The sequence below is a fragment of the Kribbella solani genome (assembly GCF_014205295.1).
GTDB classification, from domain to species: domain Bacteria; phylum Actinomycetota; class Actinomycetes; order Propionibacteriales; family Kribbellaceae; genus Kribbella; species Kribbella solani.
Genome location: NZ_JACHNF010000001.1, coordinates 6,407,984 through 6,428,687, shown reverse-complemented (window position 1 = coordinate 6,428,687; position 20,704 = coordinate 6,407,984). Strand labels below are relative to the sequence as shown.

The 20,704-nt window shown below is 69.0% G+C and carries 25 protein-coding genes; 14 read left to right on the top strand and 11 right to left on the bottom strand.

The window, feature by feature from the left end; all coding sequences use genetic code 11:
• Positions 1-81: 81 nt before the first annotated feature.
• Entirely contained in the window at positions 82-1,299 is a 1,218-nt protein-coding gene (locus HDA44_RS29750) for a DUF5667 domain-containing protein (RefSeq protein WP_184840037.1), read from the top strand.
• Between the two features lie 131 nt (positions 1,300-1,430).
• On the opposite strand, the gene HDA44_RS29745 is transcribed toward HDA44_RS29750, so the two are convergent.
• The 3 genes from HDA44_RS29745 to HDA44_RS29735 are packed head-to-tail and all read right to left on the bottom strand — an operon-like array spanning position 1,431 to position 3,772.
• A complete protein-coding gene (locus HDA44_RS29745) occupies positions 1,431-2,615 on the bottom strand; it encodes a 1-acyl-sn-glycerol-3-phosphate acyltransferase (RefSeq protein WP_184840034.1) in 1,185 nt (394 codons plus the stop codon).
• Positions 2,608-3,633: an NAD-dependent epimerase/dehydratase family protein gene (locus tag HDA44_RS29740; protein WP_337906565.1), complete on the bottom strand. Its 1,026-nt coding sequence runs from the start codon at positions 3,631-3,633 to the stop codon at positions 2,608-2,610. Before HDA44_RS29740 ends, HDA44_RS29745 begins: the two co-directional genes overlap by 8 nt.
• A gap of 37 nt (positions 3,634-3,670) precedes the next feature.
• The gene (locus HDA44_RS29735; protein WP_008356322.1) at positions 3,671-3,772 is read right to left on the bottom strand and encodes a 30S ribosomal protein bS22; all 102 of its coding nucleotides are present in this window, start codon (positions 3,770-3,772) and stop codon (positions 3,671-3,673) included.
• Between the two features lie 110 nt (positions 3,773-3,882).
• Here HDA44_RS29735 and HDA44_RS29730 point away from each other — a divergent pair, with 110 nt between their 5' ends.
• Complete coding sequence (locus HDA44_RS29730; RefSeq protein WP_184840032.1) at positions 3,883-4,545, top strand: class I SAM-dependent methyltransferase; 663 nt, start codon at positions 3,883-3,885, stop codon at positions 4,543-4,545.
• 22 nt (positions 4,546-4,567) lie between these two features.
• Entirely contained in the window at positions 4,568-5,113 is a 546-nt protein-coding gene (locus HDA44_RS29725) for a GNAT family N-acetyltransferase (protein ID WP_337906563.1), read from the top strand.
• Here HDA44_RS29725 and HDA44_RS29720 read toward each other — a convergent pair.
• Entirely contained in the window at positions 5,091-5,264 is a 174-nt protein-coding gene (locus tag HDA44_RS29720; protein WP_184840031.1) for a hypothetical protein, read from the bottom strand. The genes HDA44_RS29725 and HDA44_RS29720 overlap by 23 nt on opposite strands.
• Before the next feature lie 104 nt (positions 5,265-5,368).
• Here HDA44_RS29720 and HDA44_RS29715 point away from each other — a divergent pair, with 104 nt between their 5' ends.
• The gene (locus tag HDA44_RS29715; RefSeq protein ID WP_184840029.1) at positions 5,369-5,584 is read left to right on the top strand and encodes a hypothetical protein; all 216 of its coding nucleotides are present in this window, start codon (positions 5,369-5,371) and stop codon (positions 5,582-5,584) included.
• A gap of 64 nt (positions 5,585-5,648) precedes the next feature.
• On the opposite strand, the gene HDA44_RS29710 is transcribed toward HDA44_RS29715, so the two are convergent.
• A complete protein-coding gene (locus HDA44_RS29710) occupies positions 5,649-7,481 on the bottom strand; it encodes an AfsR/SARP family transcriptional regulator (RefSeq protein WP_337906832.1) in 1,833 nt (610 codons plus the stop codon).
• A gap of 92 nt (positions 7,482-7,573) precedes the next feature.
• Between HDA44_RS29710 and HDA44_RS29705 the strand changes: the two genes are divergently transcribed.
• Complete coding sequence (locus HDA44_RS29705; protein ID WP_184840025.1) at positions 7,574-8,434, top strand: alpha/beta fold hydrolase; 861 nt, start codon at positions 7,574-7,576, stop codon at positions 8,432-8,434.
• A 164-nt stretch (positions 8,435-8,598) separates the two neighbouring features.
• Positions 8,599-8,820: a hypothetical protein gene (locus HDA44_RS29700; RefSeq protein WP_184840023.1), complete on the top strand. Its 222-nt coding sequence runs from the start codon at positions 8,599-8,601 to the stop codon at positions 8,818-8,820.
• Positions 8,821-8,847: 27 nt separating this feature from the next.
• Here the strand turns inward: HDA44_RS29700 and HDA44_RS29695 are convergent, their stop codons facing one another.
• The 3 genes from HDA44_RS29695 to HDA44_RS29685 form a co-directional block, all read right to left on the bottom strand.
• On the bottom strand, positions 8,848-9,063 hold the full coding sequence (locus HDA44_RS29695; RefSeq protein WP_132209923.1) for a helix-turn-helix domain-containing protein: 216 nt from the start codon (positions 9,061-9,063) through the stop codon (positions 8,848-8,850).
• A gap of 157 nt (positions 9,064-9,220) precedes the next feature.
• Positions 9,221-10,396 (bottom strand): acetoin utilization protein AcuC, encoded by a 1,176-nt coding sequence (locus tag HDA44_RS29690; protein WP_184840021.1) that lies wholly within the window; start codon positions 10,394-10,396, stop codon positions 9,221-9,223.
• A gap of 17 nt (positions 10,397-10,413) precedes the next feature.
• Entirely contained in the window at positions 10,414-10,725 is a 312-nt protein-coding gene (locus HDA44_RS29685; protein WP_184840019.1) for a hypothetical protein, read from the bottom strand.
• A 74-nt stretch (positions 10,726-10,799) separates the two neighbouring features.
• Here HDA44_RS29685 and HDA44_RS29680 point away from each other — a divergent pair, with 74 nt between their 5' ends.
• The 5 genes from HDA44_RS29680 to HDA44_RS29660 all read left to right on the top strand — a co-directional run bounded on the left by HDA44_RS29680 (position 10,800) and on the right by HDA44_RS29660 (position 15,440).
• Positions 10,800-11,357, top strand: a complete 558-nt coding sequence (locus HDA44_RS29680; RefSeq protein ID WP_184840017.1) for a TetR/AcrR family transcriptional regulator — start codon at positions 10,800-10,802, stop codon at positions 11,355-11,357.
• Positions 11,358-11,419: 62 nt separating this feature from the next.
• On the top strand, positions 11,420-12,577 hold the full coding sequence (locus tag HDA44_RS29675) for a GDSL-type esterase/lipase family protein (protein ID WP_184840016.1): 1,158 nt from the start codon (positions 11,420-11,422) through the stop codon (positions 12,575-12,577).
• A gap of 235 nt (positions 12,578-12,812) precedes the next feature.
• The gene (locus tag HDA44_RS29670) at positions 12,813-13,583 is read left to right on the top strand and encodes an SGNH/GDSL hydrolase family protein (RefSeq protein WP_184840014.1); all 771 of its coding nucleotides are present in this window, start codon (positions 12,813-12,815) and stop codon (positions 13,581-13,583) included.
• A gap of 148 nt (positions 13,584-13,731) precedes the next feature.
• Positions 13,732-14,700, top strand: a complete 969-nt coding sequence (gene trpS / locus HDA44_RS29665) for a tryptophan--tRNA ligase (protein WP_184840012.1) — start codon at positions 13,732-13,734, stop codon at positions 14,698-14,700.
• Complete coding sequence (locus HDA44_RS29660) at positions 14,697-15,440, top strand: endonuclease/exonuclease/phosphatase family protein (protein WP_184840010.1); 744 nt, start codon at positions 14,697-14,699, stop codon at positions 15,438-15,440. Before trpS ends, HDA44_RS29660 begins: the two co-directional genes overlap by 4 nt.
• 11 nt (positions 15,441-15,451) lie before the next feature.
• Here HDA44_RS29660 and HDA44_RS29655 read toward each other — a convergent pair whose 3' ends face one another.
• From HDA44_RS29655 to HDA44_RS29645, 3 genes are all read right to left on the bottom strand, one after another.
• Complete coding sequence (locus HDA44_RS29655; protein ID WP_238352581.1) at positions 15,452-16,024, bottom strand: hypothetical protein; 573 nt, start codon at positions 16,022-16,024, stop codon at positions 15,452-15,454.
• Positions 16,025-16,096: 72 nt separating this feature from the next.
• Entirely contained in the window at positions 16,097-16,900 is an 804-nt protein-coding gene (proC, locus tag HDA44_RS29650) for a pyrroline-5-carboxylate reductase (RefSeq protein ID WP_184840006.1), read from the bottom strand.
• A 29-nt stretch (positions 16,901-16,929) separates the two neighbouring features.
• Positions 16,930-17,859 carry a proline dehydrogenase family protein gene (locus HDA44_RS29645; RefSeq protein ID WP_184840004.1) on the bottom strand — a complete coding sequence of 310 codons (930 nt, stop codon included), beginning with the start codon at positions 17,857-17,859 and terminating at the stop codon, positions 16,930-16,932.
• Between the two features lie 150 nt (positions 17,860-18,009).
• Between HDA44_RS29645 and HDA44_RS29640 the strand changes: the two genes are divergently transcribed.
• The 3 genes from HDA44_RS29640 to HDA44_RS29630 all read left to right on the top strand — a co-directional run bounded on the left by HDA44_RS29640 (position 18,010) and on the right by HDA44_RS29630 (position 20,692).
• Positions 18,010-19,044, top strand: a complete 1,035-nt coding sequence (locus HDA44_RS29640; protein ID WP_184840002.1) for a DUF695 domain-containing protein — start codon at positions 18,010-18,012, stop codon at positions 19,042-19,044.
• Positions 19,045-19,139: 95 nt separating this feature from the next.
• Entirely contained in the window at positions 19,140-19,649 is a 510-nt protein-coding gene (locus tag HDA44_RS29635; RefSeq protein WP_184840000.1) for a SigE family RNA polymerase sigma factor, read from the top strand.
• 11 nt (positions 19,650-19,660) lie between these two features.
• Positions 19,661-20,692: a hypothetical protein gene (locus tag HDA44_RS29630; RefSeq protein ID WP_184839998.1), complete on the top strand. Its 1,032-nt coding sequence runs from the start codon at positions 19,661-19,663 to the stop codon at positions 20,690-20,692.
• Positions 20,693-20,704: the final 12 nt, after the last annotated feature.

Here is a 20,704-nt window from a genome sequence, read left to right as displayed (position 1 = left end):
TAACCCGTCAGGGAGTTTCCTCGTTTGCCTGGTGAGGACCTGTCGGTGACCCCGGCGGGCCATTGAGGAGAACGAGAACTCATGAGTGACCTACACAGGGCTCGAGCGCGCGCGGAGGCATTCGCGCACGCCGTCGATCACGGGCCCCGTCACTCCGCGCGACTGAGCGAAGACCCCGAGTTGCTGGAAGCTGTGGAGCTGGCCGGACGGCTGAGGACCGCCGGCGCAGTTGCACCGCGACCGGAGTTCAGCGCCGAGTTGCGGCACCGCCTGATGGAGCAGGCGGCGGCGCGCGCGGCAACAACTGCGACTCCGCTGCTGGTGCGCAGCACACCGGACGACTCGGATGACCCGCCGGGTAGCGAGGACGTTGGCGCGTCCGTGACAGATATCCGCCGTCGCCAGGGCCGGAGGATCCGGCTGGTGGCATCGACCGCCGCGCTGGTACTGCTGGGAGGTGGCATCGGTTCTGCTGCCGCTGCCCAGCAGGCAATGCCAGGCGACACGTTGTACGGCATGAAACGCAGTATCGAGAACGTTTCGACCAACGTGAGCGTCGGCGACGACTCCCGTGGCCGGCGCGATCTCGAGCACGCCATGACCCGACTGTCCGAAGTCCAGGAACTGGCCGCGAACGGCGGTTCGGTGGACACGATCAACGCGACGCTCGACGACTTCTCGGCCCAGGCCCGCAAGGGCGTGTCCCGATTGGTCGCGTCGTACCAGCAGAACGGTGATCAGAGTTCGATCGCCGCGATCACGGCCTTCATCACCAGCGCCCGCCAGGCTCTTGGTGAGCTCGCGCCGAAACTCCCACCGGAATCGCTGAAGTCCGGGGTGGAGGCGCTGGCCACGATCGAGCAGCTGGCTCAGCACACCACGGCGGCCTGCCCGAAGTGCAACACCCCGAAGCCGGCCACCGCCCCGAGTACGGGGACGAACCACCAGCCGAACCGCACCAGCCCGGCCGAGCCGAGTGACCACGCGAAAGCGAGTTCGAGCACCAAGGCGTCGAGCACGATCCCGACGCCCGGCGCCTCGACCTCGCAACAGCCGAGCACGACGCCGACCAAGGTGCCGAACACCACCATCGTGGAGGAGTCCACCGCTCCGCCACCGACCGCGCTGAAGACACCACCACGGCCTTCGTCGTCAAACTCGCCGACTACGACGCCTACGGTGCTGCCTTCCCTGACCCCGTCGACGCCGTCCTGGCCGTGGCCGTTCCCGACCCTGCCGACGACGCCGCTGATCAACCTCCCAGGCGTACTGCAAAGCCTGCTCCCACCCTGGAAGTAAGCACCAAACCGAAGCCCCTGGTCCGTCCGACCGGGGGCTTCGGCGCGTTCCGGTGAGGGTTATCCACTCTTGTTGTGGGTTCTCCACCCGTATGCCGGTGGAGAACCCAACAGACGGGTGGAGAAGCAGGCTCAGAAGAAGACGCTGCGGCGTTGCATGAGGAGGGTGTAGAGGGTTTGCTGGATGGTTTCGCGGACCTGGTCGGTGACGTTGAAGACCAGCATCGGGTCGTCCGCCGCGCCGTCCGGGAAGTCGTCGGTACGGATCGGCTCGCCGAACTCGATCAGCCACTTCGACGGCAGCGGGACCAGGCCGAGCGGGCCGAGCAGCGGGAAGAACGGCGTCACCGGGATGTACGGGACGCCGACCAGCCGGGCCAGCGACGCCAGGTTGCCGACCAGTGGATAGATCTCCTCGGCGCCGACGATCGAGCACGGCACGATCGGCACGCGGGTACGCATCGCGGCGCTGACGAAGCCACCCCGGCCGAAGCGCTGCAGCTTGTACCGCTCGCTGAAAGGCTTCCCGAGGCCCTTGAAACCCTCCGGCCAGACCCCCACCAGGTTGCCCTGCCGGAGCAGCCGCTCGGCGTCGTCGTTCCCCGCCAGCGTCGCGCCGCCCTTACGGGCCAGCTCCCCGACGAACGGCGTCTTGAAGACCAGGTCGGCGGCCAGCGTACGCAGTGGGCGGCCGGTGTGGTCGGCGACGATCAGCTGGGTGATCAGGCCGTCCAGCGGCATCGTGCCGGAATGGTTCGCGACGATCAGCGCGCTGCCGGTGGCGGGGATGTTCTCCACCCCGCGCACCTCCACCCGGAACCACTTCTCCGCTAGCGGCCGCAGCATCGGCAGCAGTACCTGATCGGTCAGATCGGTGTCGAACCCGAACTCGTCGACCTCGTACTCCCCCACCAGCCGCCGCCGCAGAAACGCCACCCACTCCGCGACCCGCCGCTCACCATCCTCCCCGAACAACTCCCGCACCCCACGAGCCAACCGCTCAAACTCAGCCACCCCCACACCCGGCTCACCAACCTCAACCCCAACCACCCGCTCCCCACGACCCGCACTACCCGCGCCGCTCTTGCCGCCCGCACCACCGGTGCTGCCCGCGCTACCCGCACCGCCCGTGCCGCCCGCACTACCCGCCTGCGCGTCGCCCGGAGCCGGGGTGGACGGGGTGGACGCGGTGGTGGTGCGGCGGGGTTTCTTGCTGCCGGCGAGGTTGCGGGCGGCGGCTGAGGGGGTGGTTCGGTTTCCGGTGGCGCGGCCCGGGCGGCCGGCGGTGCCGATGGGGATGATTTCGGCGTCAGCCACGGCGGGCTCCGTGCAAACCTGCTCCGTGCAGGCCGGCGGTGAGCAGGGTGGTGGCGCGGGTCATCGCGCCGGTGCCGAGGGAGGCGCGGAAGTCGTCGAAGGCCGACGCGGTCGTGTACGCCGGCTCGAAACCGAACTCGGTCCGCATCCGCGTGGTGTCGACCCCGCGCCCGTACGTGAGGAAGGTGATCTGATCCGGCGAGAAGTCCGCCAGCCGGGCCCGGCGGACCACGGCGGCCGTGCTGGACGCGGTGAACGAAGGTACCCGAAGCGTCGGCCGGCCGAGCCGGCGGATCGCCTGCGAGAGCATCAGCATCCCGTCACCGGCCAGGTTGAACGTACCGGGCAGGTCGTTCACGGTGGCGTGCCGGATCGCCTCGACGCCGTCGTCCTCGTGCAGGAACTGCAGCCGCGCGTCGTACCCGATCACCGTCGGGACCACCGGCAGGCCGAAGTACCGCGTCATCGGGGAGTCGGTCTTCGGACCGATCCAGTTCGCCATCCGGAGCGTACTGACGCAGACGTCCGGGCGGCGCCGCGCGAAACCGCGGACGTACCCCTCGACCTCGACGGCGTCCTTGCTCAGCCCGTGCTGGTGATTCGCCCGCGGCGCCATCTCCTCGGTGAACATGGCCGGGTCGCGCGGACCCGCGCCGTACACGGTGGTCGACGACTTCACCACCAGCTTGGCCACGCCGGGTGCCTTCTGGCAGGCGGCGAGCAGCTGCATGGTGCCGATGACGTTGATCTCCTTCATCGACGACCGGCCACCGGCGCTGCCAGGCGTGGCCACCACCCCGGTGTGTACGACCGTGTCGACGTCCTCCGCGGCGATCACCTTCGCGATCACCGGGTTGCGGATGTCGGCCCGGACGAACCGCACCTTGCCGAGCTCCGCCCGCGGCGGAACCACGTCGACACCGAGCACGGTGCCGATCGAGGGGTCAGCTGCCAGCGCACGGGCACAGCGAGCACCGGCGTCTCGCGAGACGCCGGTCACCATCACTACCCGTGCCACCAGACACCCCCAGCCGGACCGGGCGCGGCGGAACTGCCTACTTGCCGAGCTTGCGGCGCTGCACCCGCGTCTTCTTCAGCAGCTTGCGGTGCTTCTTCTTCGCCATCCGCTTACGGCGCTTCTTGATCACAGAACCCACGTCGGACCATCCAAACTCAAAGAGAACGTCGGCAAAGCTTACCCGTAGGTCGCTGCCCCGACCTAAAGCAGCCTCCACAACTAGACTGGGCGGGGACCTGGGGAGGCTTCATGAGAGCTCGGTACGACGGGTTGGCGGACTGGTACGACGAGCGGTTCGGCGCCGACGCGCCGACCCATCAACCCGGCCTCCTCGACCTGCTCGGCACCGGCTCCGGGCCCTGTCTGGACATCGGCTGCGGCACCGGGCGCAACTTCGGAACCATCCGCGCCACCGGTCGTACGGTGGTCGGGCTGGACTTCTCCGCCGACCAGCTCCGCCGCGCCCGCACCCGCACCGACGGCCCGCTGATGCGAGGCGACGCGACCAAGCTGCCGTTCGCGGATCGGAGCTTCGATACCGCGGTGACGATGTGGATCTCGACTGATGTCGAGGACTTCGCGACCGTCGTTCGGGAGGCGACCCGGGTACTGCGGCCGGGCGGGGTGCTCGTCGTGTACGGCGTCCACCCGTGCTTCAACGGGCCACACATGTACTTCAACGAGGACGGCAGCCGGCTCGTACATCCGACGTACCGGCAGCGGGGCTGGCACGACGAGTCGCCGTACTGGTCGGAGGACGGGATTCGGCGGCGGGTCGGGATGCATCACGTACCGCTGGCGGACTTCCTGAACGCGTTCCTGGTCCCGTCGCTGTCGATCGAGCGCTTTGAGGAGCCGGACGGTCCGGAAGTACCGCACGCGCTGGCGGTGCGGGCGCGGCGTACGAACTGAAATCCTGGGCTGACATCCCGGGGTGAAAACTGTCGGTGTCGGGTGGTGGACTGTCGGCATGGTGACGCTGGAATCGTGGAGTGAGCAGGATTTCGGGCTGCTCGAGCGGTGCAACACGCCCGAGATGACGGCGCATCTGGGTGGCCCGGAGACGCCGGAGAAGGTGCGTGACCGGCATCGCAAGTACGCCGAGAATGCTTTCACCGGGCAGATGTTCGTGATCGTCACCGAAGACGGCGAGCGGGCCGGCCTGATCGGGTACTGGGAACACGCCGACGACCCCGAGCACACCGAGACGGTGTGGGAGACCGGGTGGGCGGTGCTGCCGGAGTTCCAGGGTCGCGGTCTGGCGGCCTTGGCGGTGCAGGCAGTGGCGGAGGTCGCGCGGGCGGCCGGCTCGTACCGGACGCTGCACGCCTACCCCGGCGTGACCAACGCGGCGTCCAACGCGCTCTGCCGCAAGGCCGGCTTCAGCCTCGTCCGCGAGCGCGATTTCGAGTACCCGAAAGGGCACTGGATGCGCTGCAACGACTGGAGCCTGGACCTTAGGCGGCCTTGCGGGCGGTGACAGCGCCGACCGGCTCGGCCAGTACGGCCAGGTGCGGGGTGGCGGTCTGCTTGCTGCTGCTCGCGTAGGCGGCGGGGGTGAAGGCGACGGCGGCCAGGCCCAGGGACGCGATGGTGCCTACGGCAACGGTTTTGACGATTCGGATCGGCATCGGGTGCCTCCTTCAGGTTGGTGATTCCATCCTGACGCCGCGGGCTGCGACGCCCCTGGCAGCAACCTGGGAGCCGGCTGGGAACGGGCGGTACCGTGAAGGGCATGGCGTACGTGGTGTTTCTCGGTGGCGTCGTGGTCGTGCTGGGCGGGCTGACCTGGTTCGCCTCGTGGGCGAAGCGGCGCGGACGCGGGTCCGGTGTGGCCGGGGCACTGGCCGCGTACGAGGAGGCGTACCGGACGACCGGGCACCAGTCGCACTACGAGCTACGACAGCAGGCGGACCGGAAGTCCGAGACCGGCTCACCGGACGACCTCTAGCCTGGCGGGACGGCGTCTACGGCCTCTGGTCTCGCGGGACCGGCGCTAGTCGAGGCCGTCGGCGCTAGTTGAGGTAGTCGGCGACTGGGCCGAGGGTGAGCAGGCCGCTGCCGGCCGCCTCCTCGTCGGCCGCGGGTGCTAGCGCGGCTTGTGCCTTCGCGAGCAACCGAAGATCACCTGACTGCCGTGCTTGGTGGACGGTCAGCGCCGAGTACGCCTCGAGCAGCAAACCCGGCGGCGGTGATCCGTGCATCCCCCGCGTATGCGGACCGTAGTCGGCTACCGGAATCGGTTCCCCATGGCGTACGGCGTGCGCGGCCAACGCCAGCGGAAGCAGTCCATCGCTCAACCCCGGCATGCCCGCATCGTCCAGCAAGCTGGCGGCCGCGCGATAGGACTCCGGTGTGTCCTCGCGCAGTGCGGCGTACCAGCGGGTGAACACCGCGACCAGCGGAAACTCATGGCGTACTGCGAGCGCGTCCGCGGCCTGCGCGTGCTCATCGGCGCGCGTGTGATCGGCCGTGGCGCAGGCTGCTTGCATGCTGATGAGATGGCCCAGAACCTCGTACGTAAAGAGGTTGTGGCGCTGGGACAACGCGACGAGCTCCGTACCGATCGCTGCCCGTTGTGGCGCGAGGCCGGAGCGGTAACAGGTCTGCATGAAGTCCCCGTTCAACGCGAACGCGAGCAGCATCGGGTCGTCGAGACCGCGCGCCAGCTCCTCGGCCTCCAGCGCCGCCTCGCGGGCACGCGACGCCGAAACACGCCGCTGCCCGACCAGGCGAGGTCCGTCCAGACGAGGTTCGTCCAGGCGGGGTGCTTCCCGTGAGCCGCGTGACTCGAGCGCGATGGTCGCGAGCAGGCGGGCACGGATACTCGGATGATCCTGCGTCGGCAGTACCCGCTCGGCCGCCGCCACGATCGCGGCCGCCTGCGCTTCATCATCCGCCCGCGTCCAGATCGCCGGTACGTCGTACGCGCCGATCACCCGAGCGGTCAGGTCCGGATCACCAAGCTCCTCAGCCGCCACCACGGCCGCCAGCCGATGCCGCCGGGCAGCCTCCAATCCCCCACCCCCGGCCACCGCAAGACTCCGCAACAACCCGACCGAAGACTCGATCCGAGCCCGCGACCCGCCGACCACCCGCCCGTACACCGCCGCAGCCTCCTCCCAGACCCCACCTGCCTCAACTCGAGCAGGTAGAGCCAAGTGCGAATCCTGGTTGAGGATGTCGGTTTCCAGCCGGGCGAGGGTTGGGCTGGGATCGACGCCGAGTTGACTGACCAGGGTTTCGCGGGCGCGACGCAGTACAGCCAACGCATCACCTTGACGCCCACTCCGGTACAACCCCAGCGCGAGCAGCCGCCAAGCGTCCTCGCGCCACGGATGCTCGGTCACATGCGCGTCCAACTCAGGTACGGCATCCGCCGCCCGCCCCAACGCCAGCCGCGCCTCCGCGACCCGCTCCACCGCCCGCAACCGCAGCTCCGTCAACCGCTTCCGCTCGGCCAGCGCCCACCCCTCATCGGCGAACTCCGCGTACGCCGGCCCGCGCCACAACGCCAACGCGGACAGCAACTCCGGCAACAACTCTTCGGCCGGCAACGACGCCCGTACGGCCGCCTCGAACCGCCACGCGTCCACGTTCTCCGTTTTCAACGCGTACCCAGGGCCGGACGTGATCAGCAACCGCGGCGGTGTACGCGGCGCCCGATCCGGTTCGATCGCCCGGCGCAACGCGGCAACAAACGTACGCACCGCACTCAACGCCCCAGCCGGCGGAACCGTCCACAGATCCCCGATCAACACCTCGACCGGCACCACCCGCCCCCGCGCCACAATCAACCGCCCCAACACCGCCCGATGCCGGGGCCCCTTCAAATCAACCGGCCCCACATCCCACCCCACCACCGGCCCCAACACCCCAAACTCCACCCACCCACGGTAACGCTCATCGAACGCTCATCGACCGGCGCGACGCTGGTGACATGGAGATCGAGGGATTTGAGTACGTCCGCGTGCGCGGGGCCGACGACATCGAGTTGAACGTCGCGGTCGCGGGGTCGGGGTTGCCGGTGGTGTTGTTGCATGGGTTTCCGCAGACGCATTTGATGTGGCGGGAGGTTGCTCGGGCGTTGGTGGCGGAGCACACGGTGATCGTGCCGGATCTGCGGGGGTACGGGGGTAGTGACAAACCTGCTGACGGGTATTCGAAGCGGGTGATGGCGGCGGATGTGGTGGGGGTCGTGCGGGGACTTGGGTATGAGCGGTTCGCGTTGGTGGGGCATGACCGTGGGGCGCTGGTCGCGTTTCGGGCGGGGATGGATCATCCGGACGTGGTGACGCACCTGATGTGTCTGGATGTGTTGCCGACGTTGGACATGTGGGAAGTGATGCACGGGGCCGGCGCGGCGGTCGGGTTTCATTTGTACTTGATGGCGCAGCCGCCTGGGTTGGCGGAACGGATGATTGCCGCGAGTTCGGACGAGTTCTTCGGGTACTTCCTTGACCTGTGGACGAAAGATCCGGCGGCGATCCCGGCTGATGTACGCGCGCACTACCTCGAGTCGTGCCGGGCAGCCGTACCGTCGATCGTCGCGGACTATCGAGCGTCGGCGACCGTCGATGTCGCGGACGACGAGATTGATCTTGCTCAGGGCAACAAACTGCGGATGCCGGTGACGGTGATTCAGCAGGACTGGGGCGCGGCGCTGGGGTTCGACGCGGCGGCCCGTTGGAAGGCGTGGGCGACCGACCTCCACCATCAGACCACCACCGCCGGCCATTTCATGGCCGAGGAGGCCCCGGCCGAGATCACCACCGCCATTCGCGCGCTGCTCGCCCGGTAACTTCAGCGGCACGACAGGAGGTACTGGCCGGCTGGGTAGTGCACCTGAGCGTGATCGCCGCCGCGTGTACACCGTCTCGCCGGTGCACTACCTGTCGAGCCGCCGAACCTGGCCGGCTAAGTACGTGGCTGATGCGGTGAGGGCAGTTGGATGGGAGGGGGCTGGTGGTGCGCGAGCCGGACCCGGAGGACGGACGCGGGACGCAGCTCCGGCTCACCCTGGAGGGCGTCGAGCTCGCCGGGCGTGCAGTCGCCGCCGGCGCCGCGGCACACCACGAGCACTGGGCCAACCTGCCCACCACAGCAGTCACCCAGGCGGCCGAGTCACTCCGCGCCCTCACCAGCCCCGAAACCGCAGTTGACATGACGAAGGGCCGGTCCAGGTAGCTGGAACCGGCCCTTCGTTTCTCGTGGTTATCCGGCCTGAAAGTAGGCGCCTTTGAGGTAGTCGTGCACGGCGTCCTCCGACACCCGGAACGAACGTCCCACGCGGACCGCGGGCAGTTCGCCGGAGTGCACCAACCGGTACACAGTCATCTTGGACACGCGCATGGCCGTGGCGACCTCCGCCACGGTCAGGAACTTCACCTCGGCGAGCGGCTGCTCACCACCGGACTTCTTTGATGCCATTGCGCACCGCACTTCCAGCACGGATCGTGCGCCGGCTTCCCCTCCGGCACCTCCGTCCGTGCATGTCACGAGCGTAGTGGCTGTTGGTGCGAATGGGAAAGAGGGGGACTCCTGTGACTCAATCGTTGAACTCGGAACGGGTACTGAACCCGAGCGCTCAGTAGGTTGGATCGAGCCCGAGCAGCGGGAAGCTGGCGTCCCGGGTGGCCTTGATGGCCCGGTCCAGCCAAGCGCCGGGGTTGTAGCCGGTCGACCAGTCGGCGTACGTGGGCTCGCGGCCGTCGGTCATCCGCAGCGGCGCGACCCGTCCGAAGCGCAGCTGGACCTCCTCGCGCCACCCGTCCGGCACCGGGGTGGCCGGGTCGATCGGCTCGCCGGCCACGATCGCCAGCAGATGGGTCCAGGCCCGCGGGACCACATCGATGATCGCGTACCCGCCGCCACCGGTCGCGACCCACTTCCCCTCGGTCAACTCGTGCGCGAGGTCGTGCAGCGCCAGGTACGCGGCCCGCTGCCCGTCGATCGTCTTGGTCAGGTGCGCCAGCGGGTCCTCGACGTGCGAGTCACATCCGTGCTGCGTGACCAGTACGCTCGGCCGGAACGCCTTGACCACGTCCGGTACGACCGCGTGGAACGCCCGCAGCCAACCGGCATCGCCCGTACCAGGCGGCAGCGCCACGTTGACCGCCGTACCTTCCGCGCCCGGTCCACCGGTCTCGCCGGCGCTGCCCGTACCTGGGAACAACGTGGTCGGCGACTCGTGCAGGCTGACGGTCAGCACCCGTGGGTCGTTGTAGAACACGGTCTGTACGCCGTCGCCGTGGTGTACGTCCACATCCACGTACGCGACCCGCTCGGCGCCGTGATCGAGCAGCCACTGGATCGCGATCGCCGGGTCGTTGTACACGCAGAAACCGCTGGCCTGGTTGGGCATCGCGTGGTGCAGACCGCCCGCGACGTTCGCCGCATGCAGTACGTCGCCCTGCCACACCGCCCGCGCCGCCTCGACCGAAGCGCCGGCGATCCGGGCCGAGACCTCGTGCATGTTCGGGAAGCAGTACGTGTCGCTGGTACCCAGCCCGTGCGCCGGGTCCGCGTCGTCCGGGTACTCGCCGGCGCGCTTCACCGCGGCAACGTACTCGGCGGTGTGCACGCTCTCCAGCAGCGCATCGTCAGCGGCCGGCGCGGGCACCACCTTCAGCCGGTCGAGTACGCCGAGTGCCCGCGCGAGCTTGATCGTCAACTCGACCCGGACCGGATTCATCGGATGCCCGTGGCCGAAGTCGTAAGCCGTCAATCCGTCGTCGAACACCAGCAACGCCTCGCCACTCATGGCAACGACCTTAACCGTCACAGCTCAGGCAGAGGTTTCCCGAACCTCCTGCTCAGCCAGTAGGCACCCCGACGGGCATGGAAGACCGACATCACCCCAGCACCCAGCGCACCGGCGATCAACGCCGGCCACGGATGCCGGCCGACGTGCGCCGGCGCGATCAGCGCACCGGCGACCGCGAAGGCCGCCAGTCCGGCGATCGCGTTGTGGGTGGCCGAGTTCCCGGTCACGTTCGGGTACTCGCGGGCGGTGATGCCCTGCACGAAGTGCGGAATGCCGTTGGTCCCCATCAGCACGCCGAGGAAGGTCAGCGCGATCGTCTGCAGCATCGGAGCTCCCGGTTTCAGTCTACAAGTGTTGACTGAAACCATAGCACTCGAGTCAACATCCGTAGACTGAGGTGATGGCGACCCGGCTCGAGCAACGACAACGGACCGAGGACCGAATCCTCGCCGCGGCCCGGCAACTCTTCGGTGAGCGCGGCTTCGACCGGACCACGATCCGGGCGATCGCCACCGCGGCCGGCAGCGACCCCGGCCTGGTGATGCGGTACTTCGGTTCCAAGGAGAAGTTGTTCGCCCAGGCCACCGCGATCCCGGCAGCCGGGCCGATCGACGGCACACCGGACCAGATCGCCCGGCAACTGGCGGACGCGCTCAGCAGCAAGCTGACCGATGAGCCGACCGCCGCGCTGGGTGCGCTCCGCGCCATGTTCAGCCACCCAGCCGCGGCCGACGAGGTCCGGGCAGCGATGGCGGCCCAGCAACGGCAGGTCGCGGCGCTTCTGCCTGGCGAGGACGCCGTCTTGCGATCGGGTGTCATCGGTGCGCTCACCCTCGGCCTGGTGATCAGCCGGCACCTGGTTCGCCTCGAAGGGCTGGACGCCGCGCCCGAGCAGCTGATGGCGGTGGCCGGGCCGCTGATCGACGAGCTGGTGAAGGGTTCCAGGGCGCTCGAATAGATTGCCGCCGGCCGGGGCCAGGCCGACGATCGGGGCATCCGCCGCCCCGAAGGAGATACCCCATGCGTGGATTGCCCAGCGGTTTGCTCAGTGGTTTGCCCAGTGGTTTGCCCAGTGGATTACTCCGTGCGCTGCCTGCCATCGCCGGCGTCGGCGCGTTGGCCTTCACCCTCGCTCCAACTTCCGCCCCGACGGCCGACGAGCCGGCCGTGCCGATCAGTCGCGCGACGCCGACCAAGCTGATGCCGCTGGGCGACTCGAACACCGTCGGTGGTGACGCCGCCGGAGCCGCGTACCGGGCCGACTTGTGGCAGCTGTTGCGCGCCGACGGCAGACCGGTCGACTTCGTCGGGTCGGTGAACAGCGGACCAGCCGGTGTCCTCGGGGACCGTGATCACGAAGGGCACGGCGGCTGGACGATCGGACAGATCCAGGGCAGCGTCACCGGCTGGCTGACGACGTACCGGCCGGACGTGATCACCCTTCAGATCGGCACCAACGACATGTACGACGACGCCTCGGCGGGCGCCGCGCCCGGCAAACTGTCGACGCTGCTCGACACCATCACGGCGACCTTGCCGGGCGTGAAGCTGTTCGTCGCGAGCATCCCGCAGCTTGCCGACCCGAACCACTACGCGCGGGTGGCGGCGTTCAACTACACCATCCCCGGCATCGTCGCGGCGAAGGCGGCGGCCGGCAAACAGGTGCGGTACGTGGACGCGAACTCGGGTCTGTTCCAGCCGTACGAATTCGTCGATATGTGGCACCCGAACTACGGCGCCGCGTCGAAGGCGGCGATCCGCTGGTACGGCGCGCTGACCGGCGTACCGATCACCCGGTACGAGGCCGAGCAGACCGCGAACGCGACGATCACGAACGCGAAGCGCGTCCAGATCACGTCAGCGTCCGGCGGCGGGAAGATCGGGTACATCGACTACCCCGACAGCTCGGTCACCTTCACCTTCCAGGTCGGCAGCACGGGCACGTACCGGATCCGCGCCCGGGGCGCCAACGGGATGGGGACGGTCTGCAGCCACCAGGTGTCCGCGAACGGCGGGCCGCCGGCGACGGTCAAGTACCCGTCGTACAGCTGGGACCTGCTCGGTGAGTCGGCGGTCGATCTGCCGCTGACTGCCGGCTCGAACACGGTGAAGTTCACCAAGGGCGACTGCTACACCGAGCTGGACGCGATCGACGTCAGCGTGGTGCCGACAGCCTGAGGACCCCAGAAAAGGGTCTGAAAACACGACGACGGGCGGCGCGACACCCCTCCCAGGTCGCGCCGGCCCGTCTGTGGTCCAACAGTCGATTTATCGGGCCCGGACTGCAAAGCGTTACAGGATTTGCAAATTTCCGCTGATCTACTCCTGAGTAACGCATGATCCGACTGCATACAGTGAACTTCCGGTGAGATCCGGACTTGCGCGTCTCCGGTCCAGGCCGCACAGTTCTCCGGTGAGGAAGACAACCCCGAAGCGCCGGCAGATCGTCACGGCCGGAGCGGCGGCCGCCGCTGCCGCAGCTACCGCCGGCGTCCAGACCCAGACCGCCGCCGCCCGCCCGGCAGCCGCGGAGCTGGCGGCGTCGACCGCCTCCACCGGACCGTACGGCTCGGGCGTCGCCGGTTCCTGGTCGTCCGCGACCCGGGCCATCTCCACGCCGGAGCAGATCCAGCGCACCCGCCAGACCGGCGGTGTCTACATGTTCGGCGACAGCATCTCGGTCCAGGACGGCAAGGCGCTGGCGGTGCGGCTGCTGAACCGCAACGGCACCCAGCTGGCCGTACACAACTGGTCGAGCCGGCCGACCTCCGGCGCGGTCGACGCGCTCCAGCAGTGGGCGTCGACGTACGGGCTGCCGCGCCGCATCCTGATGGCGAGCGGTTCGAACGACATCTTCGACCCGCCGAAGTTCGCCGCCCAGGTCGCCCGCGCGGTCAGCATCGTCGGCCAGAACCGGACGCTGTACTGGGTGAACCTCCAGGTCGTCCGCCGCAGTGTCTCCGCGGCCGTGCAGCTCGCCGACCAGCGGAACAGCTCCTGGCTGAACATGCAGTTGTACGACGCGCAGGAGCGGTACCCGAACCTGCGGATCATCCGCTGGGCCGAGTGGCTCTGGGTCAAGCCGTACCGGCTGGCCAACTACCTCCGCGACGGCGTACACCCGTCGGTCCCGCTCGGTCAGGACGCGCGGAACGAGCTGATCGTCCAGTCGCTGGTAGGCTGATTGTGTGAACACGAACTTGCAGCAGTGGTGGGCCGCCTAGGGCGGTCCATCCCAGCGCGTGTTCGCACGCAGCCACCAAGGCCGCCTCGCCGAGGCGGCCTTTTTTCTTGCCCTCGGTGGGGCTCCGACTCACCGAAAGGGCACCATCATGACCTCGCTTTCCGGCATCACCCCGTCCGGCCGGCTCACCCTCGGGAACCACCTCGGCGCGCTCCGCCGGTTCACCGACAGGGGAGGTTTCTACTTCGTCGCGAACCTGCACGCGATGACGACCAAGCACGATCCCCGAAGACTCGCCACGCTGACCCGCGAGTTCGCGACGCTGATGCTCGCGGCCGGTGTCCCCGAAGGCACGGTGTTCGTGCAGTCCGACGTACCCACGCACGCGCAGCTCGCGTACCTGCTGGAGTGCACGTCGTACGTCGGTGAGCTGTCCCGGATGATCCAGTACAAGGAGAAGGGCAACGGCCGCCCGATGACGAGGGCCTCGCTGTTCACGTACCCGTGCCTGATGGCCGCGGACATCCTGCTGTACGGCGCGGAGCGGGTGCCCGTCGGCGGTGACCAGGACCAGCACGTGGAACTCGCCCGGGACGTCGCGATCCGGTTCAACCGCGAGTACGGCGAGACGTTCGTCGTACCGCGACTGAACAAGGCCGCGCTGGCGACCCGGGTGAAGGACCTGCAGAACCCGACCGCGAAGATGAGCAAGTCGGACGCGGACGACGCGATCGGTACGATCCGGCTGCTCGACCCGCCGGACGTGATCCGCCGGCAGATCATGCGCGCGGTCACCGACTCGGGCAACGAGGTACGGCACGACGAGGCGAACAAGCCGGGCGTGACGAACCTGCTGGAGATCCTGGCCGCGTGTACCGACGGCGATCCGGTCGAGCTGGCGACAGCGTACGCGTCGTACGGCCAGCTCAAGCAGGACGTCGCGGACGCGGTACTGGCGCTGATCGAACCGCTGCAGAACGAGTACGCGCGGCTGACCACCGACCCGGGCGCGATCGATCACCTGCTGGCTCAGGGCCGGGACCGGGCCCTCGACGCGAGTACGCCGCGACTCCAGGCTGCGGCCCGGGCGATGGGTTTGGCAGGATCTGCGCCATGAAGATCCGCACCGCTTCCTTCAACATCCGCAACTCCTCCGCACCGGACGGCGACAACGCCTGGCCCGTGCGGCGGAAGGCGGCGGTGGCGGCGATCGAACAGCTGGACGCGGACGTGGTCGGGCTGCAGGAAGTGCTGCCCGACCAGCTGGAGTACCTGCGCTGGCGGTTCCCCAAGTACGAGATCGTCGGCGCCGGCCGGGACGACGGGATGGATGCGGGTGAGCACTCCCCGGTCCTGGTCCGGCCCGGCGACTGGCGGATCGAGCGACATGAGACGCGCTGGCTGTCGGACGATCCGGGTACGCCGGGGTCGATCGGCTGGGACGCCGACCTGACCCGGATCGCGACCCTGGTCTGGCTCCGGCATCGCAACGGTACGACGGTCGGCGTCGTGAACACGCACTACGACCACGCCGGCGAGGTCGCCCAGCTGCAGTCGTCGCGGCTGATCGCGCGCTGGATCACCGGCTCGCTGCCATGGATCGTGATGGGCGACCTGAACGCGACCCCCGATTCCGCGCCGCTCAAGGCCCTGCTGGCATCCGGCCTCTCGCTCGCCGTCCCACTCGAGGCCGGCGGCAGCTGGCACGACTTCACCGGCGCGACCGACGACGACCGGATCGACCACATCCTCGTCACCCCCGGCTGGACCGTCACCGACGCGGCCGTCTCCCACCACCGCCCCGAAGGCCGCGTCCCGAGCGACCACTGGCCGGTTGTCGCGACGCTGTCCCTCTAGATCCTCGGACGTCAGATGACGATGTGCCAGCGGAGCAGGAACGCGCCGATGGACAGGACCAGGTAGAGCAGGACGAGCAGCGCGCCGACACCTGGCCGCGGGCGGTGCCGGCGGGTCGGGGTGTCCGCGGCCTGCTGCCGGATCGCCGCCATCACGGCGCCGACCTCGGCGGCGCGGTCCTTCGGGATGCCGTTGATCTCGTTCTCGTCCCGGCCGTGGGTCAGCACGACGTTGTCGTCGCCGATCTCGATCGCGTCCACGTCCTGCCAGGACAGGCTCCGGATCAGCATGCTCGTCCGCGCCTTCAGCGAGGTCGCGGTCAGCTCGACCCGGTAGAGCACGACGCCGCCGGCAACTCGTACCACCGAGGCGCCGATGATGGTCAGCAGGCCGACCGCGAGCATGTCCCGGGCGCCCATCCACAGCCACGAGTTCAGCGCGGGCACGACGATGAAGGGCAGGACGAACAGCGCCCACGCCCACCAGGGCGCCGGGTCCAGCGGCACACGCCACGGGAGCTGCGGCACCTCGTGCTGCTGTGGCTGCGCAGGTGTGGTGGCCGGCTCGACCGAACCATTACCCATGGGCGGAATCATCCCTCGAACATGGCAGGAATACCTCGGCGCCCAACCTTAACGCCACCTGAGCGACAGGTGTTACTCAGCGGCCAAATCTCGTGACCGGTTGCGAGCGGCTTCGATCGCGGACAGGAACGCGGCGCGGACCTTGTGGTCCTCCAGCTCGCGGACCGCCGCGGCCGTGGTGCCACCCGGGGAGGTGACGCGTTCACGCAGTACGGTCGGGTGCTCGCCGGTTTCGCGGAGCAGCTTCGCCGAGCCGACCACGGTCTGTACGACCAGATCGGTGGCCGTACCGCGGGGCAGACCCATGTGTACGCCCGCCTCGATCATCGCCTCGACCACGAAGAACAGGTACGCCGGGCCAGAGCCGGAAATCGCGGTCACCGCGTCCTGCTGCTTCTCCGGCACCCGGATCACCCGGCCGGTCGCGGCCAGCAGGCTCTCGGCCAGCTCCAGGTGGCTCTCGTCGCAGTGCGCGCCACGCGAGATGGCGGCCATCCCCTCGTCCACCAGGGCAGGCGTGTTCGGCATCACGCGTACGACGGCGACGCCTTCCGGCAACCGCGACTCGACGAACCGGGTGCTGATACCGGCAGCCAGCGAAACCACCGTCTGCTCGACCCGGATCGCGGGCGCGATCTCCGCGAGCAGGTCAGGCATGTCCTGCGGCTTCACCACGAGCACCAGCGTGTCCGCCTGCTTCGCCGCCTCGACGTTGGTGACGACCTCCACCCCGTACCGCTCCCGCAGCTCAGTGGCACGCTCCGGCCTGCGCTCGGTGATCAGGAGGTCCTGCGGTCGCCGGCCGGCCCGAATCAGCCCGGACAGCAACGTCTCCCCCATCACTCCGGCCCCGAGGACCGCCACCTGTGCACTCATGGTCCACAGGCTAGCGCGAGGCGGGCGGGCTACTTCTTGCTGATCAAGGAGCGGGCGAAGAACCGCAGGTTCGCGGGCCGTTCGGCGAGGCGGCGGACCAGGTAGCCGTACCAGTCCTCGCCGTACGGGATGTAGACGCGCACGGTGTGCCCCTGCCCGGCCAGCCGGAGCTGCTCCTCGGGGCGGATGCCGAACAGCAGCTGGTACTCGAAACTGCCCGGCTGCCGGTTCGCGCGGTCGGCGAGCGCGCCCGCGATCGAGATCAGCCGCGGGTCGTGCGAGGCGATCATCGGGTAGCCGGCGCCGTTCATCAGTACCTTCGTCGCGCGTACGTACGCCTTGTCGACCTGGCGCTTCTCCTGGAACGCGACCGACTCCGGCTCCTTGTACGCGCCCTTGCACAACCGGACCCGGGAGCCGGCGTACGCGAGGTCGCGGCAGTCGGCCTCGGTCCGCCGCAGGTACGCCTGCAGGACCGCGCCGGTCTCCGGGAAGTCCTGGCGCAGCTCGTGCAGGATGCCCAGCGTGGAGTCGGTGGTGGTGTGGTCCTCCATGTCGAGGGTCACCGTCGTGCCGGCGTTGCGGGCCGCGCGGCAGATGGTGCGCGCGTTCTCCAGCGCGATCTTCTCGCCGTCGCCCGGCAGCGCCTGGCCGACGGCGGACAGCTTCACCGAGACCTCGGCGTGCTTGGTCAGGCCGGCGGCGGCGAGCTTCTTCAGCAGGTCGAGGTACGCGTCGGCGGTGGCCTGCGCGGCGGCCAGGTCGGTGACGTCCTCACCGAGGTGATCGAGCGTCACGTTCAGGCCGTTGCTGACCAGCTTCTCGGTCGCCAGCACGGCCTCCGGAGCGGTCTCACCGGCGACGAACCGCGCCACGATCCCACTGGACACCGGCAGCGACGACACTGCCTTCTTGATCTGGGGGCTGCGGGACATGCCCAGCAGGACTCGCCGAAGCACTACGTGTTCCTCCTCGTCAAACCCACCCAGCCGCAGTGGTGTCTGCAGGCTACGCGCCTGAACTGAGCGCTCCCTAATCGTGTGGCCGGGACCACACCAGCAGGTGTACTGGTTCGGCGGTCGCACCCCTGGCTGGGAGAAGATGCGCGCATGCCCATCTTCAAGCGCCGGAAGCGGATCGTGGTGGACGCCGACCCGATCGGCGCGTTCTGGTCCTGGTGGGCCGGTACCGGCGCCACGACGGTCGCGGACGCCGTCACCCGCCGGCAGCCGGCCGACGCGAACGCGACGCTGAACGAGCGGATCGCCCGCATCCACCCGGACCTGGAGTGGGAGCTCGGGCCCGGGCTGCACGCCGAGCACGTGCTGATCGTCACCGCCGCCGGCAACCCGGCCCAGCGCGCGGTCGCCCGCCGCTGGCTGCGGGCCGCGCCGACGTCGGACCAGGTCTGGGAGTACGCCGACCTGCGCCGCCCCGGACCCGCGGTGACGATCCAGTTCGACGGACTGCCGCCGGTCGCGATCGACGAATCGCTGGTGTCGATCGATCCGGATTCGGCGTCGGTGCATGTCGGCGTACACCACCCGGTGTTCGGGACCCTGCCGGTGGACGCGCAGCGTCGGGTGACCTTCCTGATCCTCGATCTGGTCCTGGGTGAGGAGATGGTGGAGACCTGGGTCGGCGCGATCGACCCGCTGGCGGAGGCACCCGCGGGCGCCGTACCCGTACAGGAGTTGCTGCCCGCGGTGGCCGGGTTCGCCGCCGAGCACACCCTCGACGACGGCAGCCCGGCCTGGAAGATGCTGGAGGGTACGCGGGACGGTCGACGGGTGATCGCCACCGCCGAGTACCCACTGCGTTCGATCCGCCGGCCGCACCTCGACACGCACGTCGCGGTCTCGATCCAGTACCCCTTGGTCCGCGACGACGGCCTGCCCGAATCCGAGATGCTGGACGAACTCCGCGCCTTCGAGGACCACCTCACCGACCGCCTCGGCGGCTCCGGCAACCTGCTCGCCCACGAGACGTCGGCCGGCACCCGAATCCTGCACTACTACACCGACAGCACCACCCCCGCCGACGCCCAGCTGCAAGCCGCCACCACCGGCTGGCCACACGGCAAAGTGACCCTGGTCACCACCCCCGACCCCGCCTGGCAGAATGTCGCCCACCTCTCCAGTTAGCCCCACCGGACGGATTCGTATGCGAATCTGGTGACGGTGCAACCTGGGGGATTCGGCTTTCCGTCTTGAGGTGGAGATGGAGAGTGGAGGCTTGGATGGCGGAGCGGGACCGGGAGTACGTCGAGTTCGTCGAGGTGGCGGGCGCGGCGTTACGGCGGACGGCGTTCTTGGTGTCGGGAGATCGGCACAAGGCGGACGACATCGTCCAGGACGCGCTGTACAAGCTGTATCTGGCCTGGCCCAAGGTGCGGCGGGTCGGTAACCCGCTGGCCTATGCGCGCCGGATGGTGGTGAACGTGGCGTACGACGGTACGCGGCGGCCTTGGCGGCGTGAGGTGGCGATCGCCGAGGTACCGGACCGAGTGGTTCCGGACGACTTCGCCCACGGTCACGCCGAGCGGGACGAGGTACTGGCAGCACTGAGGTCACTCGGGCCGCGGCAGCGCGCCTGCGTGGTGCTGCGGTACTACGAGGACCTGTCGGTCGAGCAGACCGCGGAGATCCTCGGCTGCTCGGAAGGCACCGTGAAAAGCCAGGCAGCTCGTGGGCTCGACACTCTCCGACGAGCCATCGACCTCCGGCGATCCGGCCGGGCGGCGCTGTGAAGGAGAACAAGATGGATGACACACGTGAGGTCAGCGCCGAGTTGCACCGGCTGGCCGACGGCGAGCCGCTGGAGCCGTTCGACACGGCTCAGCTGGTGGCCAAGGGCCGCCGCGGCCGGCGCCGCCGCAAGCTGTTCGGCGCTGGTGGGGCCGTCGCCGGGGTTGCCGTGATCGCGCTGGGCGCCGCCCTGGTACCGAACCTGACCAGCGCCGACCGGCAGCCGAGCGTTGCCGGGCAGGACAGCTCGATGTTCGAGGCCGTGCCCGGTGTGCCCAGCGGGGAGGCCGGCGTCAATCAGACGATCAGCAAGGCGGAGGCCGAGCGCCGCTGCGCGCTCCGGAACCCGGAGCAGAAGCTACCCCTCATGGGCAAGACGTTCCGCTCGGTGCATTCCGCCGTCTACGACCTCCGGAACGGGACGAAGCCGGGGAGCTGTGACATCCCGGGCGGCGACAAGCCGACCGCGGCACTGGTCGCGGAGGTCCAGAAGACCAAGAGTGTCCCGGCAGATCTCGCCGGCCAGCTGAAGGCCTGCTCGGTGGCCGCCTGGTCCGACCTGACCAAGTGGACGGTCGTCGCCCAGGACCGGAACGCCGCGCTCGGCAAGGCGATTGTGGTCGCGGTCTCGCCGTCGAGGCAGAAGGCGGTCAACTGCACCCTGCAAACCGATGAGAATGCGCCCTGGTACGACCTGACCAGCATCGGTTCGCTGACGCTGGACAAGATCGACCCGAACCTCGACCCGGCCATGCCGGCGGTCGGCAACAAGCGCCTCGACCTGTACTCGGGCGGTGGCGGCGGCGGGCAGTGCCACAACGGGGCCTGCTTCGGTGACACCTACGTCGACTGGGGCCGGGCCGCGTCGAACGCGACCAAGGTCAAGGTTCAGCAGGGCACCGGCCCGGTGCAAGAGGTGCCGGTGAACGACGGCTGGTTCGCCTACGTCTTCACTTCCAAGGCCAAGCACCCCGCGAAGGTGTTCCCGAAGGCCACTGCCTATGACAAGAACAACAAGGTGGTAAGGGTCTTCGGAGAAAACTGACCCCGCCCGCCC

Bases quoted from the DNA above. Each gene is read 5' to 3' on its own strand.
- HDA44_RS29675 (WP_184840016.1), top strand. From the start codon at position 11,420: ATGCGTGGATTGCCCAGCGGTTTGCTCAGTGGTTTGCCCAGTGGTTTG.
- HDA44_RS29695 (WP_132209923.1), bottom strand. From the start codon at position 9,063: ATGGCATCAAAGAAGTCCGGTGGTGAGCAGCCGCTCGCCGAGGTGAAG.
- HDA44_RS29750 (WP_184840037.1), top strand. From the start codon at position 82: ATGAGTGACCTACACAGGGCTCGAGCGCGCGCGGAGGCATTCGCGCAC.
- trpS (WP_184840012.1), top strand. From the start codon at position 13,732: ATGACCTCGCTTTCCGGCATCACCCCGTCCGGCCGGCTCACCCTCGGG.
- HDA44_RS29730 (WP_184840032.1), top strand. From the start codon at position 3,883: ATGAGAGCTCGGTACGACGGGTTGGCGGACTGGTACGACGAGCGGTTC.
- HDA44_RS29655 (WP_238352581.1), bottom strand. From the start codon at position 16,024: ATGGGTAATGGTTCGGTCGAGCCGGCCACCACACCTGCGCAGCCACAG.
- HDA44_RS29720 (WP_184840031.1), bottom strand. From the start codon at position 5,264: ATGCCGATCCGAATCGTCAAAACCGTTGCCGTAGGCACCATCGCGTCC.
- HDA44_RS29705 (WP_184840025.1), top strand. From the start codon at position 7,574: ATGGAGATCGAGGGATTTGAGTACGTCCGCGTGCGCGGGGCCGACGAC.
- HDA44_RS29690 (WP_184840021.1), bottom strand. From the start codon at position 10,396: ATGAGTGGCGAGGCGTTGCTGGTGTTCGACGACGGATTGACGGCTTAC.
- HDA44_RS29640 (WP_184840002.1), top strand. From the start codon at position 18,010: ATGCCCATCTTCAAGCGCCGGAAGCGGATCGTGGTGGACGCCGACCCG.
- proC (WP_184840006.1), bottom strand. From the start codon at position 16,900: ATGAGTGCACAGGTGGCGGTCCTCGGGGCCGGAGTGATGGGGGAGACG.
- HDA44_RS29630 (WP_184839998.1), top strand. From the start codon at position 19,661: ATGGATGACACACGTGAGGTCAGCGCCGAGTTGCACCGGCTGGCCGAC.
- HDA44_RS29635 (WP_184840000.1), top strand. From the start codon at position 19,140: ATGGCGGAGCGGGACCGGGAGTACGTCGAGTTCGTCGAGGTGGCGGGC.
- HDA44_RS29715 (WP_184840029.1), top strand. From the start codon at position 5,369: ATGGCGTACGTGGTGTTTCTCGGTGGCGTCGTGGTCGTGCTGGGCGGG.
- HDA44_RS29680 (WP_184840017.1), top strand. From the start codon at position 10,800: ATGGCGACCCGGCTCGAGCAACGACAACGGACCGAGGACCGAATCCTC.
- HDA44_RS29660 (WP_184840010.1), top strand. From the start codon at position 14,697: ATGAAGATCCGCACCGCTTCCTTCAACATCCGCAACTCCTCCGCACCG.
- HDA44_RS29685 (WP_184840019.1), bottom strand. From the start codon at position 10,725: ATGCTGCAGACGATCGCGCTGACCTTCCTCGGCGTGCTGATGGGGACC.